This window comes from Salinicoccus hispanicus (genome assembly GCF_009831115.1).
Classification (GTDB): Bacteria; Bacillota; Bacilli; order Staphylococcales; family Salinicoccaceae; genus Salinicoccus; species Salinicoccus hispanicus.
The window spans coordinates 158,585-173,814 of sequence record NZ_WUUK01000004.1 but is presented as its reverse complement, the minus strand read 5'-3'; the positions used below and the strand labels follow the sequence as shown (position 1 = coordinate 173,814).

Below are 15,230 nucleotides of genomic sequence, written 5' to 3'. Positions count from 1 at the left end.
ATCGCCGCCTGCTTTAATATTAGTAGTGGTTCAAGTACTGCTTAAGCTCCCAGTCGGAAACTTGTGAACGATACATGTCCCATTCGACACTCTTGTTTCCGTTGAACTGCTTGTAGATGTGCTCGCCAATAGCATCTCTGACGACTCTATCTTCCCGAAGTGCTTTAAGTGCTGTGTACAGTGTTGAAGGCAGATCTTCAACGCCGACAGCTTCTCTTTCTTCTCTGGACATTTCGTAGATATTTTCATTTACAGGTTCAGGCAGATCCGTTTTATTCTTGATGCCTTCAAGACCTGCTTTAAGAATTACAGCAAGCGCCAGATAAGGGTTTGCTGAAGGATCGACAGACCTTACTTCTGCACGTGTAGACAAGCCACGGGAAGAAGGTATACGCATCAATGGTGAACGGTTCTTACCACTCCAGGCAATGTAGCTTGGTGCTTCATAACCAGGTACAAGGCGTTTATAGGAGTTGACCAGCGGGTTACATATTGCTGTGAATCCACGAGCGTGCTTAAGTATACCAGCCATGAAATATCTCATATCCTGACTCAGACCGAAATCGTCATTTTCATCATAGAATGCATTTTCACTGCCGTTGAACAGGGAAACGTTGAAGTGCATACCGTTGCCGTTCAGACCGAACAGTGGCTTTGGCATGAATGTCGCATGCAGGTTGTGCTTGCGCGCCACAGTTTTTACAACCAGTTTGAATGTCTGGATGTTGTCACACGCAGTAATCGCATCCGCATACTTGAAGTCGATCTCATGCTGTCCTGGAGCAACTTCGTGGTGGGAAGCTTCGATTTCAAAGCCCATGTCCTCAAGCTCGAGTACGATATCTCTACGACAGTTTTCACCGAGGTCCGTCGGTGCAAGGTCGAAGTAGCCACCCTGGTCATTCAGTTCAGTTGTCGGTTGTCCTTTTTCGTCCAGTTTGAAGAGGAAGAATTCCGGCTCAGGCCCAAGATTGAATGCAGAGTAGCCCATGTCTTCCATCTCTTTAAGCACACGCTTCAGATTCGTTCTCGGGTCACCTTCAAACGGCTCTCCATCGACATTGTAGATATCACAGATCAGTCTTGCCACTTTACCTTTACCGGCTGTCCATGGGAAGATTGACCATGTATTCATATCCGGAACCAGATACATGTCAGATTCTTCGATGCGGACAAATCCTTCAATTGAAGAACCATCGAACATCATTTCCCCATCCAATGCTTTATCCAATTGGCTGATTGGTACTTCAACATTCTTGATTGTTCCAAGGATGTCAGTGAACTGCAGGCGCAGATACCTTACATTTTCTTCTTCTGCAATACGGACAATATCTTCTCTAGTAAATTCGCTCATTATACACGCTCCTGTAAATTATTGAAAAAATCTAGATAGGTCACCACGATTGATAAGTGGCTTCCGGTACTCGCTATGCTTCAGCACTTCAGGTGTATCGACTTTTTTAGGCTCATTAAGGATTTCCCCTATACGCTTCATCGTAAACCCTTTTTCCATATAATCCTGGATAGTCAGAAGAAGATCCAGATCGTTCATGGAAAAAATTCGATGGTTTCCTGGCGTTCTTTCGGGTGTAACGAGAGACAGGGATTCATAATATCTTATTTGCCGTGCCGTCAGACCGGTCAGTTTCATCGCCGACGACATCGGAAAAATCGGGAGATTACGCCTCATCTGATCTCTATCCAAAATGATCACCTCTAATCATATTCACAATATTAGCACAAAGTATTCTGAAAATCTAATCAATGTTAGATATTCTAACATATGATTTATGGTATTGAAAAACCCCTTGCCTATGCGTGTTTCAACGCAATTCTTCAAGGGGTTTTCAACTCATGGAAAAATAGTTTCCAAGATTCTTTTAAGATTTTATTTTTAAAGCTTGATGCCGAACACAGATTGAAAGAACATTAACCAAAGATGCTTACTGCAAATACAATCAATATCACAATAGGGAGCACAAATCTCAGCATGATGAGCCAGAATCTGTACAGTCCATACATTTTGCTGTTCCCATCTACATTCAGCTGGTCCATCACTACACGCTTATCTACGATGTATCCCACGAATAGAGTGGATATGAGGGCGCCAATCGGCAGCATGATATTGGAAACAAGGAAATCCACGTTATCGAATATGGATCTGCCGAAGATGATGACATCGCTCAGCACACCATATGAAAGTGCAGAAGGAATACCTGCCAAGAATACGAAGAAACCAAAAATGTATGCCATTTTGCCACGTTTATTCTCATTGCCTTTAATGGCATTGGCAACATTGATTTCAATCATCGAGATCGAAGATGTCAGCGTTGCAAACAGGAATGCACCAAGGAAAAGAATGTAGAACAGCATTCCCAGTGGTATCTCACCAAACACTTGCGGCAATACAATAAATACAAGTCCCGGGCCTTCAGCCGCTTCAACACCCAGTGAGGCAATTGCCGGGAAGATGGCAAGCCCTGCCATTATTGAAATCGCGATGTTCATGATGACAATGGAAAGCGAAGACTGGGTCAGATTATGCTCCTCGCCCAGATATGATGAATATGTAATCATCGTTGTCGCCCCAATGCTTAGTGCAAAGAAGGACTGGCCAAGTGCATAGAGTATTGCTGTAGAGTCGATTGCACCGATGTTCGGCGTCAGGAAGAATGCGATGCCTTCCATCGCGCCAGGCAGTGTAACGGAACGGATGATTACAATCAGGAAGAGTGCAAACAGAAGCGGCATCATGATTTTTGATGCCCGTTCCAATCCTTTCTGTACACCTTGCGCAACAATAAAAGCAGTCAGAAGGATAAACACGCCCTGGGCAATAATGACATATAGCGGATTGGCTATAATGTTATTGAAACCAGTACCGTAGTCATCAATTTGAATTAGGCTGAAGGCCTCTCCGAAAGCCACCACCAGATAGATCAGTATCCAACCGCCGATTACACTATAGAAGGACAGCAGCAGGAATACACCTATATTCCCAAGCCAACCGAATACTCTGTAAACTTTTTTTCCTCCCAGATATTCAAATCCCTCAATCGGATTTCTCTGGCTTGCTCTTCCGATTACAAACTCGGATAGTAGAAGCGGCATACCCACGAAAAGAGTCAATATTAGAAATACAAGAAGAAAAGCGCCGCCTCCATGCTCTGCCGTCATATAAGGGAAACGCCACAGTGCACCGAGTCCGATTGCCGAACCAGCTGCAGCCAGGACGAAGCCGAGTTTGGATCCCCATCTTACGTTATTCATAAGCTAACCTCACTTTGCAATTTTATTCATTCTTTATAGAGTTCCTAATATATTAGCACATCCTTCATGACCTTGAATACACCGCAGTGCAAATTACGCATGAATAAAGAACAATTCATGGGGAAATGTTACTTTGGCTTATATTTTCAATCACCATCAATATTCTTGCATGATTCTGATGAATCATTTTCTTGATTCTATTGAATTGCAACGGGTAACCGCCTTCAATATAATGAATGAAAGGAGGGGATATGATGAAAACGACATCCAAAAGGAAAGTTTTGCATTACAGCAGCAATGAAATGACAGAAATTGAAGACGCTGTAGCTGAAGAATTCCCCCTCACCATCTATCTGAACGATGTGGAATTTGCGACACTCGTATGCTCGCCTGAGCACCTCGAAGAAATGGTCATCGGTTTTCTTGCTTCCGAAGGTGTGATAAGGCGATTTGACGACATAGAAAAAATGAACATGGATGAACGCGGTGGTTTCTGCCATATCCATCTGGCCGACCACGTATCAACAGACCATTTCAACTACTCTAAACGTATCATCGGCTCCTGCTGCGGGAAAAGCAGGCAGTTCTACTTCCAGAATGATGCAGATACCGCAAAGATATCCATGTCAAAAATAGCCCTCACCCCCATCCAATGCATTCAATTGATAGAAAAGATGCAGCAGAGCAGTACAGTTTTTAAAGAAACCGGTGGTATACATAATGCGAGCATTGGAACAGCGGAAGAACTTATTGTTCACCGAGGCGATATCGGCAGGCATAACGCCCTTGATAAACTATATGGATATTGTCTTAAAAATCATATTACCGTACGTGACAAAGTGCTCGTATTCAGTGGTCGCATATCTTCGGAAGTACTGACAAAATCTGCAAAAATCGGAGTCGGCATCGTCTTGAGCAAATCCGCCCCGACAAATCTCGCGATCAAAATGGCTGATGACCTGAATATCACCACCGTCGGCTTCATCCGAGGAAATTCATTCAATATATACAGCCACTCGTGGCGCATAGAAAAAGATTCCGATCACTAGACCGGAATCTTTTTCTATTGATAATATTCTGTTATGAAATGATCCGCTTCCTCTTCGACACGCGCATAATGGGACTCGAGAATACTTCCAATTTTTATCGCCCATTCTATATCCGTCGCATAAAGATGTGTCCCGGGCTGCTGAGGGTTCCAGCGCATTGCATACAATGTCTGCTGCTGGTTGTCCAGATAATTTTCACGGATGAATGCTGCACCCCCGAGTATCGCTGCTTCAGGACTCGACCAGTCGGCTTCTGCCGCATAGCTTGAACCTTCTTCAACTGCCTGACGGTCAAATGCACCGATGCCGAAAAAATTATAATAAGCATCTCCATCCACTTCGATGCCCTGGGCGAGCTGTGACCTTCCATTGCCTGTTTCAATCTGGGCATGACTGATCAGATACAGCACATTAACGCCGTGCTTCGCCTGCGCTTCAAGAAAGGTATCCCCCATCCCTTCAAGGATTCCTTTGCCTTCAAGCAGGGCGGCAATCTCATCAGGCTGGACGTCCACTTTTTCAGTGAGATTCAGAAACTGGAATTCTGTAGCACTGTCATCTACAGCCATCGCATCTCTTATCCTCTGTTCTTCAGCAGTCAGCATGCTTCCATCCTCCAATTCAAGATCTATCGTATCATTTTGAAGATGATGCCCCACTGCCTCCTCGAAGGTGACAACAGGCGCCTTTTCCTTGAATATTTTTGTCTCCGATACAAGAAAGGCCAGAAAAAACATGAGCATTACAACCAATAGTATGAAAATCGGTATATTTTCTTTCATTCTTTTATCCATCCATGTTTCCTCACCTGTTCATATTAGGTCATGCATTAAAGAAACATCTGATAATATCAGATGTTTACAGTCTCGGTATGGGACTGGCGAACCAGTCCATCAATCATGACACTCAAACGTTCAATCAATTCGCCATTACCAAGCTGGTGTCCTTCATCGCTTCGTTCAAAATCGGCATCACATGTGCATACCTGGAGCGGGAGCACCAGTGCATGAACACCACGCATCACCATTCTGAGCTGGGTAAGGGGATCGGAATTCCTCATCCCTCCGCTATTGCAATAGAGGCCTACAGGCTTCATGTCGAACTCATCCATGGACAGATGATCCAGCGCGTTTTTCAGTAGTCCGGAAAATGAAGTATGATAGTTTGGAGTTCCTATAATTATGGCATCCGCCTTTTCAGCAAGGCGCTTCAATGCTTCGACATCATCCGTCTTACCCTGCCCGAAAACAGGTATATGAAGTTCCCTGAGATCGATGTGGGTAACAGTATGTTCAGGCTGCTCTACGAGCGAAGCAATCTTCCTGGCAACTGCATGTGTATGGGAGCCTGGGAAGGCACTTCCCGAAAGTATTAGTAAGTTCATTGGAAAAGCTCCTTTATACGTATATATGTATAATATGTTACCATCTGCCCCATCCAAATTAAACCGTCTAAAGTCGTATTAAACAAAAAGGATCGGCTTAAGCCGATCCTTTTTCTAGTTCATTAATTTATCATTTAGAATTCTCAGCTTGGTTACCGTCTCATCGTCCAATTCAGTAATATCAACCTTTTTGTCTATAATTGATTGAGCGAGTTCGGTGGAAATATCCACAGCTCTACTTATCTGATAAGCTGTCAGCTTGTCAGTCATCAATTCAAAGTTCACATCAGTGTCCATAGGTTCACCTTCCTCAATCAATCAAGCTATGCATCAACCTAAAATTAATTATATCACACGTTTAATATTAAACAATAAATGCGAACCGCATATTTAAATTATTTTTTCTCAGGCTATAAATAATCATATTCATAACAGTCTGACATAAAATCAGTTTAGGCGGGTACATGTAAGTAAAGATAAGGAGTGGTTATAATGTATGAATCATTATTCAATAGGCAAAAGCAATTCTATCAGTCCGGCAAAACAAAAAAGCTCTCTTTCAGAATAGAAGCACTCAAACAGTTGAAAAGAAGTATCCAATACTACGAATCCGATTTACTCGACGCTATGAAGAAAGATTTCAATAAAGGCAAAGCAGAAGCATATCTGACCGAAATCGGATATGTCTACAATGAAATCAACTATAGCATAAAGCATATTGAAGAGTGGGCAGAAACCAGGAAGGTGAAGACCCCAGTAACGCACATCGGTTCTACTTCCAAAATCTATAAGGAACCTTATGGTGTAACTCTGATTATTGCACCTTGGAACTATCCATTCAATCTGACAGTCGCTCCTCTGATCGGTGCTGTCAGTGCGGGGAATACAGCCATTCTCAAACCTTCAGAGCACACGCCTACGGTTGCGGGTGTAATCAGCAGTATTGTAGCTCTCGCTTTTCCCGAAAAATATGTCGCTTCAGTCGAAGGCGGAATCGACACGAACCAGGATCTTCTGAATCTGCCCTTCAATTATATATTCTATACAGGCAGCTCCCAGGTAGGCAGAATCGTCATGGAAAGTGCCGCCAGACATCTTACTCCTGTCACACTTGAGCTCGGAGGGAAATCTCCAGCAATCGTGACCAAAAATGCCGACATCAAACTCGCCGCAAAACGGATCGTCTGGGGTAAATTCATCAATGCCGGCCAGACATGTGTCGCTCCAGATTTCGTCTACGTTGATTCGAGCGTAAGGAAACAGCTCATCCATCATATGAAGCACTATACAGAAAAGTTCTATGCTGAAGCTTTCATAACAGGGGCCTATATGAACATCGTCAATGAAAACCACTTCGAACGTCTTAAGGAATTGATTCAGGGCAACGTCGTATATGGCGGGAAAACCCGTCCAGCCACCTTGACGATAGAGCCGACCATCATTGACAATGTCGATTTCAGTCATGATGCCATGCAGGAAGAAGTGTTCGGACCAATACTACCCGTTCTTCAATTCGATTCCTTGGAGAAGGCAATATTGGATGTCCGGGATCTACCTGACCCTTTGGCTCTATATGTATTTACCGATAAGAAGTCCGAAGCTAAAACTGTCATTCAATCGGTACCATTCGGCGGGGGCGCCGTAAACGATACCGTCTTCCACCTTGTAAATCCCCACCTGCCATTCGGTGGACGTGGTAATAGCGGTATGGGAAAATACCATGGAAAGTATTCATTTGATACCTTTACTCACGAGAAGAGCATCCTGCATCAGACAACCTGTGTTGATTTTCCATTCAGATACCCGAATAAACTCTTCGGTAAATTCATAAAATATCTCTGGAAATAGAAATAAGACCCATCGCCATTGCGATGGGTCTTATCTGATCAGGACTAGTTAATCGGCATGCCGCCTGTAATTCCATATATCTGTCCTGTGATATAGCTCCCGCTGTCGGAAGCAAGAAGGACATAAGTGTCTGCCAGTTCAACAGGTTGCCCAGCACGTTCAAGCGGTGTCGTCTGACCAAATTCCGGAATATTCTCAGGAGGTTGACCGCCTGAAATCTGGAGTGGTGTCCAAACCGGGCCTGGAGCAACACCGTTTACACGGATGCCTTTTTCTCCAAGCTGACTGGCCATGGAAATGATGAATGATCTCTGTGCACTTTTCGTCATTGCATAATCCGCCAGGATATCCGATGGACTGAACCCTTGGATGGATGTCGTTATAATGACGCTGCCGCCTTCCGGCAGGTGATCGAGTGCTTCCTGCATCATCCACACGTTGGAAAATACGTTGATGGTGAACGTATCTTTCAGCTGTTCCGTTGTGATATCTCTGACATCTTTCTGATACTGCTGCATACCTGCGTTCATTACAAGTATATCAAGTCCGTCCAGCGCTTTGGCTGCATCATGTACAAGATTTCTCGTGAAATTTTCATCTCTGAGATCACCAGGCAACAGTACTGCTTTTCTGCCTTGGGCTTCAATGACGGATCTTACTTCCTCTGCATCAGATTCTTCGTCCGGCAGATAATTGATCGCAACGTCGGCACCTTCTTTGGCATAAGCAATTGCTGCTGCACGACCGATACCTGAATCACCACCGGTAACAAGCGCCTTTCTACCTTCAAGTCTGTTATAGCCTTTATAAGATTCTTCGCCGCAGTCCGGCACCGGCTCCATCTTGTTCTGGATACCTGGATATTGCTGCTCCTGTTTCTCGAATTTATCTTCATAGTATTTATGCTTCGGGTTATTCAATTCAGTCATCTAAATTCTCCCCTCTTTATTTCAATACATCTATCTATTGCTCATTTAGGGGGAGTTTAAACATATTTTTCTTCTCAATATGCCTCAAGCGAATATAGAATCCGATTGCTGCACATGTCAAACCGATTGAAATACCGATCCAGAAGCCATATACATCCAAAGAAGTAAAGGCTGACAGAAGATAGCCCGATAAAAGGCCAACCAACCAATAGGAGATGATGGCGATGACTGAAGGGAAGACCACATCTTTGTAACCTCTGAGAATTCCTTGGAACACGGCCTGAAGTGCATCTGAAAACTGGTAGATGATCGCAAACAGGAACAGAGGCACAGTAATTGCAACTACTTGCGGATCGTCCGTATATAAATATGATATCCGCTCCCTGAAAGCGAAAAGGATGATGGAAGCAACGCCTACAAGTGCAAGACTCGATAGAACGCCCATTATTTTATAACGTCTGGCATCATCATAGCGTCCGCCGCCAGCGCTGAACCCTATTACGATAGTCATCGCCATCGATATACTGAGGGGTAGCATAAAGAGCATCGTCGTAAAGTTCAGCACAACCTGATTGGCTGCAATGATGTTTGTCGTGAACATTATACCAATCAGCAGAGTCATAAGTGAGAAAATACTTGTCTCGACAAAAATGAGGATACCAATCGGTATACCTACTGCCAGGTGGTGACGGATGGTCGATAGTGAAGGCGGTGTAAATCGTCTGAAAATGTAAAAGGGTCGCAGCGCATCCACCTTTACTACCATCAGAACGATGAAAAAGAAAATCAGCCAGTATGTAATGGCAGTGGCAACGCCAGCACCGATTCCACCCAGTTCTGGAAATCCGAAGTTGCCGAAAATCAATGCATAATTGAAGAATATATTCAACGGCAATGATGTCGCTATAACGTATAGCGATATGCGAGTAAGACCTTGAGAATCAACGAAATTACGCAATACGTTAAATAAGAATAATGGCAATATACCGCATGATAATCCTGTCAGGTAGTAGAAGGCAACATGGTGAACGGAAGAATCGAGATCCATGATGTTCAGTATTCTATCGAGGAACAGTACACCAAACAATAGAACGAAAAATGTCATTACAAAGGTAATATATATGGCCTGATTGACGTTGTGATTCACCTTATCCTTCTGTCCTGCACCGAGTAGCTGTGCGACAATCGCCGTCACTGCGAGAAGAATACCGTTTATTCCTGTGGATACAGGCGCCCATAGGCTTGAACCGATTGCAACACCTGCCAGATCGTCGACACCCGCTTTTCCTGACATCATGGTATCAATCATATTCATTGCATATAAAAGGATCTGGGTCGTCATGATCGGCCATAGTATGCCGATGAACTGCCTATACATTTCTTTTTTTGAATCAGTATGATACATGCTCTCACCTTTCCTCGATGTCATGATTTCCATTGATGGCCAATGGACGCTCTTATAAAAGCATTCCTGCAAAGAACCCTGCAATAAGAACAGGTATATTCAGAAATATGAAGGTTGGAACACAAGTATCCCATATATGATCATGCTGACCATCTGCACTCAGTCCGGCTGTTGGACCCAGCGTGGAATCTGATGCCGGGGATCCTGCGTCTCCGAGCGCCCCTGCAGTCCCTATAATAGCAATGATTGCCGGTATGGACAGTCCCAGTTCCATCCCCATTGGTATGAAGATGCTCGCAATGATCGGAATAGTGGCGAATGACGATCCGATTCCCATCGTAACGACCAGTCCGACAAGCAGCATCGAACCGACAATCAGAACTTTATGTCCTGCAAGCGTCTCTGCGATACCGTCGACCAGCGGACTGACATGACCCGTTTCCGAAATAACAGCTGCGAAGCCATTGGCTGCGAGCATTACAATGCCGATATAAGCCATCATTCTGATACCATCAACCAGCTCATTATCCAGCCTGCTCCATTTGAACTGGAAGGAGAGAAAGAAGACCATGATACCAGCCAGTGCACCGAATATCATTGAATCGGTGAAAATCTGCACACCGAAAGTGGCGGCAATGGCGATCAGCGCTATGGAAATTGTTTTGGCACTTGCTTCTGCATCATGTTCAGAGCCGAAAGCTTTCGGCTCGTAAATACGTTTCTTCCTATAGTAGAACAGAGCCAGAATCAGACCGATTACAAAGCCGCTGGCCGGAATGACCAGAGCGGGTGCCACTTGTCCAAAGGCAATATCTGTTCCTGCCGATTCAAAACCAGTAACGATCGTATTCTGGAATATCTGCCCAAAACCGATTGGGAAAAGCACATATGGAAAAGTAAGACCGAAAGTCAGCACGACTGCAATCAGCCTCCGGTCAAAACCCAGCTCGTTCATCAGGCTGAGCAGTGGTGGAACCAGAATCGGAATAAATGCAATATGTATCGGAATAATGTTCTGGCTCATAATGGACACGGCAAGCAGGGCAGCTATGATGGAGATCTTTGCAATGACTCTCGCTTTCCTGGACTCTTCCCTCTTCAGCGCCCTGATAATGAATTGCACAAGAACTTCTGTAATCCCGCTATACGCAATAAGAGCTGCGAACCCACCAAGAAGTGCATAGCTGAGTGCAATTTCGGCTCCCCCTGTAATACCTTCAGTAAAGACGCCAATCACTTCAGCATATCCCATGCCTGCAACCAGACCACCGGAAAGTGCACCGATGAATAGTGCGAGTACTACGTTCAGTCTGAGCAGACTGAGTGCAATCATTACCAGTACTGCTATGACTACTGCGTTCATGCTCATCCCTCCTCATTAGAATTTTACAATATTGCTATACTAATGACTTTGACTCTGTTTGTCAATATGCCATGTTTAGCATGGCCGTATTGGGGAAACCAATATAGTGTAATGCTAATCAACTCAGGAGGGATTTTAACATGAAACCATTCATCAAGCCGTACACGAATGATGAGACACTTAAAGACGATATTAAAAAACTGACATCAAAAGACATCAGTGCAGATGATATTTATGTCATCTCCCACGACGACGATCGTACTAAAAGAATTACTAAGGCTGCTGAAGTCAACACGATTGGCGTAAGCGAATCAGGTATCGCAGATGCCGTCAAATCGACAGTTGAAAAACAGGGCGACACACTTCGCAAGCAACTCCAAAATATCGGTTTCTCTGAAACAGAAGCAGAAAATTATGAAAGCGATATGGATGAAGGCAAAGTTTTCCTGATTGTGACAAACAACGAAAATGTAGGCCAACACCTGGCATAAAACAAAACCGCTCCCATGGGGCGGTTTATTTTATTAGATATACCAGTATAGATAGTGCAATTGAAATTGCGAATATCAGAGCAAACGGTTTTAATGCGCGTCCAGCCACATCTCTTATATTGATATTCAGGCCGAGGGCAATCATTGCCATTGTCAGAAGCAGTGTGGTCAACTGAGAAATAAGATCCATGACCTGGTCAGAAATCTCCACATAATCCCCTATTACATAACTGTTTACTAGACTCATCAGCATGAAGCCGATCAGGAAATAAGGGAAAGCCACTTTGGCAGCTCCTGTCCTGCTCTCCTTGCGACGCATATGCCATATGAAAATGAGACATAGCGGAACAAGCAGGAAAACCCTTGAAAGTTTGGCCAGAAGTGCAAAACCGAGTGCTTCTTCACCGGCGGGTTCTGCAGCAAGTGCAACATGTGCCAGCTCATGAAGACTCAAACCGGACCATATGCCATACCCCACTTCTTCAACAGGCAGGTAGGGCCTGATCAGAAGATAGGCAACCGAGAATACAGTACCGAGCAGTGCAATGATCCCCACACTTACAGCAGTATCTTCATCTTTTGCTTTGATGATCGGAGCAACTGCTGCGATTGCGGCAGCACCACACACTCCGGTGCCCACTCCGAGCAGCATGGATAGAGTCATATCCGCTTTGAACAATTTCGCCAGAGCATATGACATGAGTATGGCAAACACAATGACGACCGAAGATTTCAGCAGCAGGGGAAGCCCTTCGCTGAACACAACATTTATATTCAATTTTAATCCATAAAGTATGATGGCAGCACGCAGCAATATTTTAGCTGAGAATTGTATCCCTGTTTTGAGTTTGTAGGGATAGCCGAAAAACTGCCTATATATAAAGGCGAGAGTGATTGCCGTTGCCAAAGGGCCAATGTAATTGAAGACCGGCAGACGGGCGATGCCAAAACTGATAATTGCTATGAACAGTGTAAACAGTATGCCGTACCATAACTGTAATCGATTAGTTTCCATGATATACCCCTCCGTCTATTATGATAGAAGGTATCATCGCATAAATGAAATAGTATATTATAATATTAATCATAACCTATTGCTTATGGAGGTCGTCTTTTGATAAATCAAGTCATGAAAGTATTCATCGCTGTCGTTGAGGAAGAAAGCTTTACAAAAGCAGCTCATAAACTGCATATGACCCAGCCTGCAGTATCGAGCTACATCAGACAGCTTGAAGAAGAACTCGATATCACACTGATCGAGCGTTCGACGCGAGGCATCCGTCTGAACGCAGCAGGAGAAATCTACTACCACCATGCTAAAGAAATGATGATACTCGAGTCCCGGATGCAGCATCTGATCATTGACCTGCAGGAAGAAACAAAAGGTCCCATCAGAATAGGCGCCAGTTATACTTACGGCGAATACATACTGCCGTCCATGCTTGCATCACTTATTGAAAAGTATCCAAAAATCGTACCTGAAGTCCATATCAGCAACTCGGCGACCATCATGAACGATATCAGGTCCGCCACTCTGGACATCGGCATCATCGAGGATGAGATCCAGGATTTAAAAGTCAACATGACCCGTCTTCTTAAGGATGAAATGCATGTGATAGGGAATGCCGGATTTCCTGATCAACCGACTCATCAATCACTGAAGGAAGCAACCTGGCTGATTCGCGAAGAAGGTTCCGGCACACGAAGCTACCAGGAACAGGCATTCATCCATCTGGAGATCCAACCCAAAACAATTACCCTGAGCAGTACACAGGCCATCAAAAATGCCGTAGCAAGCGGTATGGGACTTTCACTGCTATCAAAGCATACCATTCATCATGAACTTGAAACCGGTCGTCTGAAGCGTATAGAGTATAACAACGTCTCGCTCGAACGGCACTTCTACCTGCTTACGCCTGACGTCAGGTTCCATTCAACCAGTACACTTGCACTACTGGATATGTTCAACAGCACCGCCATTGAACATCACGATACTTCACGATAGACATTTTATGAGATAAGTTTCAGGCCTACTACTGCACAAATGATAAGAAGTATGAAAAATATCCGTTTCCAATCCTTCGATTCTCCAAAGAAGACCATCCCGAGCAGTGCTCCACCCGAAGCGCCGATGCCGGTCCATATAGCATATGCAGTTCCCATCGGCAGAACTTCAAGTGCGATCGCCAGAAACGAAAAGGATAGTCCGAAACATACCAGCAGCAGAAGCAGTGAAAACAACGATTTATCTTTATGGAGCTTATTGATCGAAAGCACACCACAGACTTCAAAAAGGCCAGCCAGAACAAGTGATATCCATGCCATCATGAAGCCCCCTCTTCCGATTTCTCGTCGGTCACCATCTTCAGACCGGCGACCCCGACGAGTATCAGGGCAATCAATAGTATTTTAAGCGGGATAAATGGTGCGTCAAAAAGAACGATTTCCGAAAGTACTGTTCCGAACGCCCCCAGACCTACAAATACAGCATAAACTGTACCCACTGGCAGATATTTTCCAGCATCGATCATCAGGTAGAAACTGAGAAAAATGGCTATAAGGGTGAGAATCCACTGATACCATTCTGTCGCATGGGTAAGACCGATCACCCAGCCCACTTCAAACACACTTGCGATCAAGACTTTAAACCATTGCTGCTTCATAAAGAAACCTCCTTTAAAATAAAAAGCCTGGGAGAGAATTATATTCTCTCCCAGGCTTTTGTCCCTCCGTGTCATGAATGTACTTCATGCGTCATCTCTCGGACCAGCCCCATGACGTAAATGGCGGAACCCTAGATGACTTTCATATCATATTGTAATTATCATAACCAGTGTTCCAGCAGTTTTCAAACAAAACGGTATGAAAGTTCATCAAGTGGGTATTTATAGAATATGATTTATACACAAATAAAATGTAAGGAGTGAAACGCATGCTCATTGCCATAGATCTTCAGAATGATATTTTCGATAAAGATGGTTCAGGCTATGCTGAATCCACTGAGGCAGTGCGTGATGGAATTGAATCACGCATCCAGCAGGCCATAGATCAGAACGAGCCGATCATCTATACCCAGAATTTCTACCCAGAGTTCGAACAGGAGTCGCGCAGTCTTGAAAGTATCCGTTTTGACGAAGCAATTTTTCCCCAATTCCGCGAGCTTCTTGAAACACATGGTGATAGATATGAAAAGACTTTCTACGGGATTCCGCCTGAAGAAGCGAGAAAAATCCAGAAAAACTATGGAGAGGATGTAGAGACGAACCGGACTGTTGAGTTTATAGGTGCCGAAACCAACGTATGTGTACTTGCCAATATCATGATCATACAGAATATATTTCCACAAGCGGATATTACCATTAATAAGGATCTTGTAGCCAGCACCAGCAAGGAGCTCGGAGATAAGACTATAGATGTTCTATCCAATATGAATGTATTCATTATCGGGACTGATAAATAAGATAAAAATCACCTCATTATTGAGGTGATTT

General features: G+C 44.2%; 17 protein-coding genes and 1 riboswitch. Of the genes, 5 read left to right on the top strand and 12 right to left on the bottom strand.

Annotated features, from left to right (window positions below):
- Positions 1–19: 19 nt before the first annotated feature.
- From glnA to GQ671_RS10710, 3 genes are all read right to left on the bottom strand, one after another.
- A complete protein-coding gene (gene glnA / locus GQ671_RS10720) occupies positions 20–1,354 on the bottom strand; it encodes a type I glutamate--ammonia ligase (protein WP_160656851.1) in 1,335 nt (444 codons plus the stop codon).
- Positions 1,355–1,372: 18 nt separating this feature from the next.
- The gene (locus tag GQ671_RS10715; protein WP_170288691.1) at positions 1,373–1,690 is read right to left on the bottom strand and encodes a MerR family transcriptional regulator; all 318 of its coding nucleotides are present in this window, start codon (positions 1,688–1,690) and stop codon (positions 1,373–1,375) included.
- A gap of 239 nt (positions 1,691–1,929) precedes the next feature.
- On the bottom strand, positions 1,930–3,270 hold the full coding sequence (locus GQ671_RS10710) for a sodium-dependent transporter (RefSeq protein ID WP_160656848.1): 1,341 nt from the start codon (positions 3,268–3,270) through the stop codon (positions 1,930–1,932).
- 254 nt (positions 3,271–3,524) lie between these two features.
- Between GQ671_RS10710 and fdhD the strand changes: the two genes are divergently transcribed.
- Positions 3,525–4,319, top strand: coding sequence for a formate dehydrogenase accessory sulfurtransferase FdhD (gene fdhD / locus GQ671_RS10705; protein WP_160656845.1), 795 nt, complete (start codon positions 3,525–3,527; stop codon positions 4,317–4,319).
- 14 nt (positions 4,320–4,333) lie between these two features.
- On the opposite strand, the gene GQ671_RS10700 is transcribed toward fdhD, so the two are convergent.
- From GQ671_RS10700 to GQ671_RS10690, 3 genes are all read right to left on the bottom strand, one after another.
- Complete coding sequence (locus tag GQ671_RS10700; RefSeq protein WP_160656842.1) at positions 4,334–5,113, bottom strand: N-acetylglucosaminidase; 780 nt, start codon at positions 5,111–5,113, stop codon at positions 4,334–4,336.
- A gap of 56 nt (positions 5,114–5,169) precedes the next feature.
- The gene (locus GQ671_RS10695; RefSeq protein ID WP_160656839.1) at positions 5,170–5,703 is read right to left on the bottom strand and encodes an NADPH-dependent FMN reductase; all 534 of its coding nucleotides are present in this window, start codon (positions 5,701–5,703) and stop codon (positions 5,170–5,172) included.
- A gap of 114 nt (positions 5,704–5,817) precedes the next feature.
- Positions 5,818–6,000: a hypothetical protein gene (locus tag GQ671_RS10690; RefSeq protein ID WP_170288689.1), complete on the bottom strand. Its 183-nt coding sequence runs from the start codon at positions 5,998–6,000 to the stop codon at positions 5,818–5,820.
- 195 nt (positions 6,001–6,195) lie between these two features.
- Between GQ671_RS10690 and GQ671_RS10685 the strand changes: the two genes are divergently transcribed.
- Entirely contained in the window at positions 6,196–7,551 is a 1,356-nt protein-coding gene (locus GQ671_RS10685; protein WP_160656836.1) for an aldehyde dehydrogenase, read from the top strand.
- Positions 7,552–7,595: 44 nt separating this feature from the next.
- Here GQ671_RS10685 and GQ671_RS10680 read toward each other — a convergent pair whose 3' ends face one another.
- From GQ671_RS10680 to GQ671_RS10670, 3 genes are read right to left on the bottom strand one after another with little or no spacing between them, the layout of a single operon-like run.
- The gene (locus tag GQ671_RS10680) at positions 7,596–8,480 is read right to left on the bottom strand and encodes an SDR family oxidoreductase (protein ID WP_160656833.1); all 885 of its coding nucleotides are present in this window, start codon (positions 8,478–8,480) and stop codon (positions 7,596–7,598) included.
- 34 nt (positions 8,481–8,514) lie between these two features.
- The gene (locus GQ671_RS10675) at positions 8,515–9,918 is read right to left on the bottom strand and encodes an MATE family efflux transporter (protein ID WP_246153241.1); all 1,404 of its coding nucleotides are present in this window, start codon (positions 9,916–9,918) and stop codon (positions 8,515–8,517) included.
- 19 nt (positions 9,919–9,937) lie between these two features.
- Positions 9,938–11,248, bottom strand: a complete 1,311-nt coding sequence (locus GQ671_RS10670; RefSeq protein ID WP_160656830.1) for a Na+/H+ antiporter family protein — start codon at positions 11,246–11,248, stop codon at positions 9,938–9,940.
- Between the two features lie 140 nt (positions 11,249–11,388).
- On the opposite strand from GQ671_RS10670, the gene GQ671_RS10665 reads away from it, so the two are divergent.
- Positions 11,389–11,739, top strand: coding sequence for a general stress protein (locus tag GQ671_RS10665; RefSeq protein ID WP_160656827.1), 351 nt, complete (start codon positions 11,389–11,391; stop codon positions 11,737–11,739).
- A 25-nt stretch (positions 11,740–11,764) separates the two neighbouring features.
- Here the strand turns inward: GQ671_RS10665 and GQ671_RS10660 are convergent, their stop codons facing one another.
- The gene (locus GQ671_RS10660) at positions 11,765–12,754 is read right to left on the bottom strand and encodes a YeiH family protein (protein WP_160656824.1); all 990 of its coding nucleotides are present in this window, start codon (positions 12,752–12,754) and stop codon (positions 11,765–11,767) included.
- 114 nt (positions 12,755–12,868) lie between these two features.
- Between GQ671_RS10660 and GQ671_RS10655 the strand changes: the two genes are divergently transcribed.
- Positions 12,869–13,744 (top strand): LysR family transcriptional regulator, encoded by an 876-nt coding sequence (locus GQ671_RS10655; protein ID WP_246153240.1) that lies wholly within the window; start codon positions 12,869–12,871, stop codon positions 13,742–13,744.
- A gap of 5 nt (positions 13,745–13,749) precedes the next feature.
- On the opposite strand, the gene GQ671_RS10650 is transcribed toward GQ671_RS10655, so the two are convergent.
- On the bottom strand, positions 13,750–14,064 hold the full coding sequence (locus GQ671_RS10650; protein ID WP_160656818.1) for a DMT family transporter: 315 nt from the start codon (positions 14,062–14,064) through the stop codon (positions 13,750–13,752).
- Positions 14,064–14,402: a DMT family transporter gene (locus GQ671_RS10645; RefSeq protein ID WP_160656815.1), complete on the bottom strand. Its 339-nt coding sequence runs from the start codon at positions 14,400–14,402 to the stop codon at positions 14,064–14,066. Before GQ671_RS10645 ends, GQ671_RS10650 begins: the two co-directional genes overlap by 1 nt.
- 45 nt (positions 14,403–14,447) lie before the next feature.
- Positions 14,448–14,548: riboswitch (guanidine-I (ykkC/yxkD leader) on the bottom strand.
- A 123-nt stretch (positions 14,549–14,671) separates the two neighbouring features.
- Here GQ671_RS10645 and GQ671_RS10640 point away from each other — a divergent pair.
- Positions 14,672–15,199 carry a cysteine hydrolase family protein gene (locus GQ671_RS10640; RefSeq protein ID WP_160656814.1) on the top strand — a complete coding sequence of 176 codons (528 nt, stop codon included), beginning with the start codon at positions 14,672–14,674 and terminating at the stop codon, positions 15,197–15,199.
- The last annotated feature ends 31 nt before the right edge of the window (positions 15,200–15,230 follow it).

Coding starts and splice junctions, on each gene's coding strand:
- glnA (WP_160656851.1), bottom strand. CDS start 1,354: ATGAGCGAATTTACTAGAGAAGATATTGTCCGTATTGCAGAAGAAGAA.
- GQ671_RS10715 (WP_170288691.1), bottom strand. CDS start 1,690: ATGAGGCGTAATCTCCCGATTTTTCCGATGTCGTCGGCGATGAAACTG.
- GQ671_RS10710 (WP_160656848.1), bottom strand. CDS start 3,270: ATGAATAACGTAAGATGGGGATCCAAACTCGGCTTCGTCCTGGCTGCA.
- fdhD (WP_160656845.1), top strand. CDS start 3,525: ATGAAAACGACATCCAAAAGGAAAGTTTTGCATTACAGCAGCAATGAA.
- GQ671_RS10700 (WP_160656842.1), bottom strand. CDS start 5,113: ATGGATAAAAGAATGAAAGAAAATATACCGATTTTCATACTATTGGTT.
- GQ671_RS10695 (WP_160656839.1), bottom strand. CDS start 5,703: ATGAACTTACTAATACTTTCGGGAAGTGCCTTCCCAGGCTCCCATACA.
- GQ671_RS10690 (WP_170288689.1), bottom strand. CDS start 6,000: ATGGACACTGATGTGAACTTTGAATTGATGACTGACAAGCTGACAGCT.
- GQ671_RS10685 (WP_160656836.1), top strand. CDS start 6,196: ATGTATGAATCATTATTCAATAGGCAAAAGCAATTCTATCAGTCCGGC.
- GQ671_RS10680 (WP_160656833.1), bottom strand. CDS start 8,480: ATGACTGAATTGAATAACCCGAAGCATAAATACTATGAAGATAAATTC.
- GQ671_RS10675 (WP_246153241.1), bottom strand. CDS start 9,918: ATGGAAATCATGACATCGAGGAAAGGTGAGAGCATGTATCATACTGAT.
- GQ671_RS10670 (WP_160656830.1), bottom strand. CDS start 11,248: ATGAACGCAGTAGTCATAGCAGTACTGGTAATGATTGCACTCAGTCTG.
- GQ671_RS10665 (WP_160656827.1), top strand. CDS start 11,389: ATGAAACCATTCATCAAGCCGTACACGAATGATGAGACACTTAAAGAC.
- GQ671_RS10660 (WP_160656824.1), bottom strand. CDS start 12,754: ATGGAAACTAATCGATTACAGTTATGGTACGGCATACTGTTTACACTG.
- GQ671_RS10655 (WP_246153240.1), top strand. CDS start 12,869: ATGAAAGTATTCATCGCTGTCGTTGAGGAAGAAAGCTTTACAAAAGCA.
- GQ671_RS10650 (WP_160656818.1), bottom strand. CDS start 14,064: ATGGCATGGATATCACTTGTTCTGGCTGGCCTTTTTGAAGTCTGTGGT.
- GQ671_RS10645 (WP_160656815.1), bottom strand. CDS start 14,402: ATGAAGCAGCAATGGTTTAAAGTCTTGATCGCAAGTGTGTTTGAAGTG.
- GQ671_RS10640 (WP_160656814.1), top strand. CDS start 14,672: ATGCTCATTGCCATAGATCTTCAGAATGATATTTTCGATAAAGATGGT.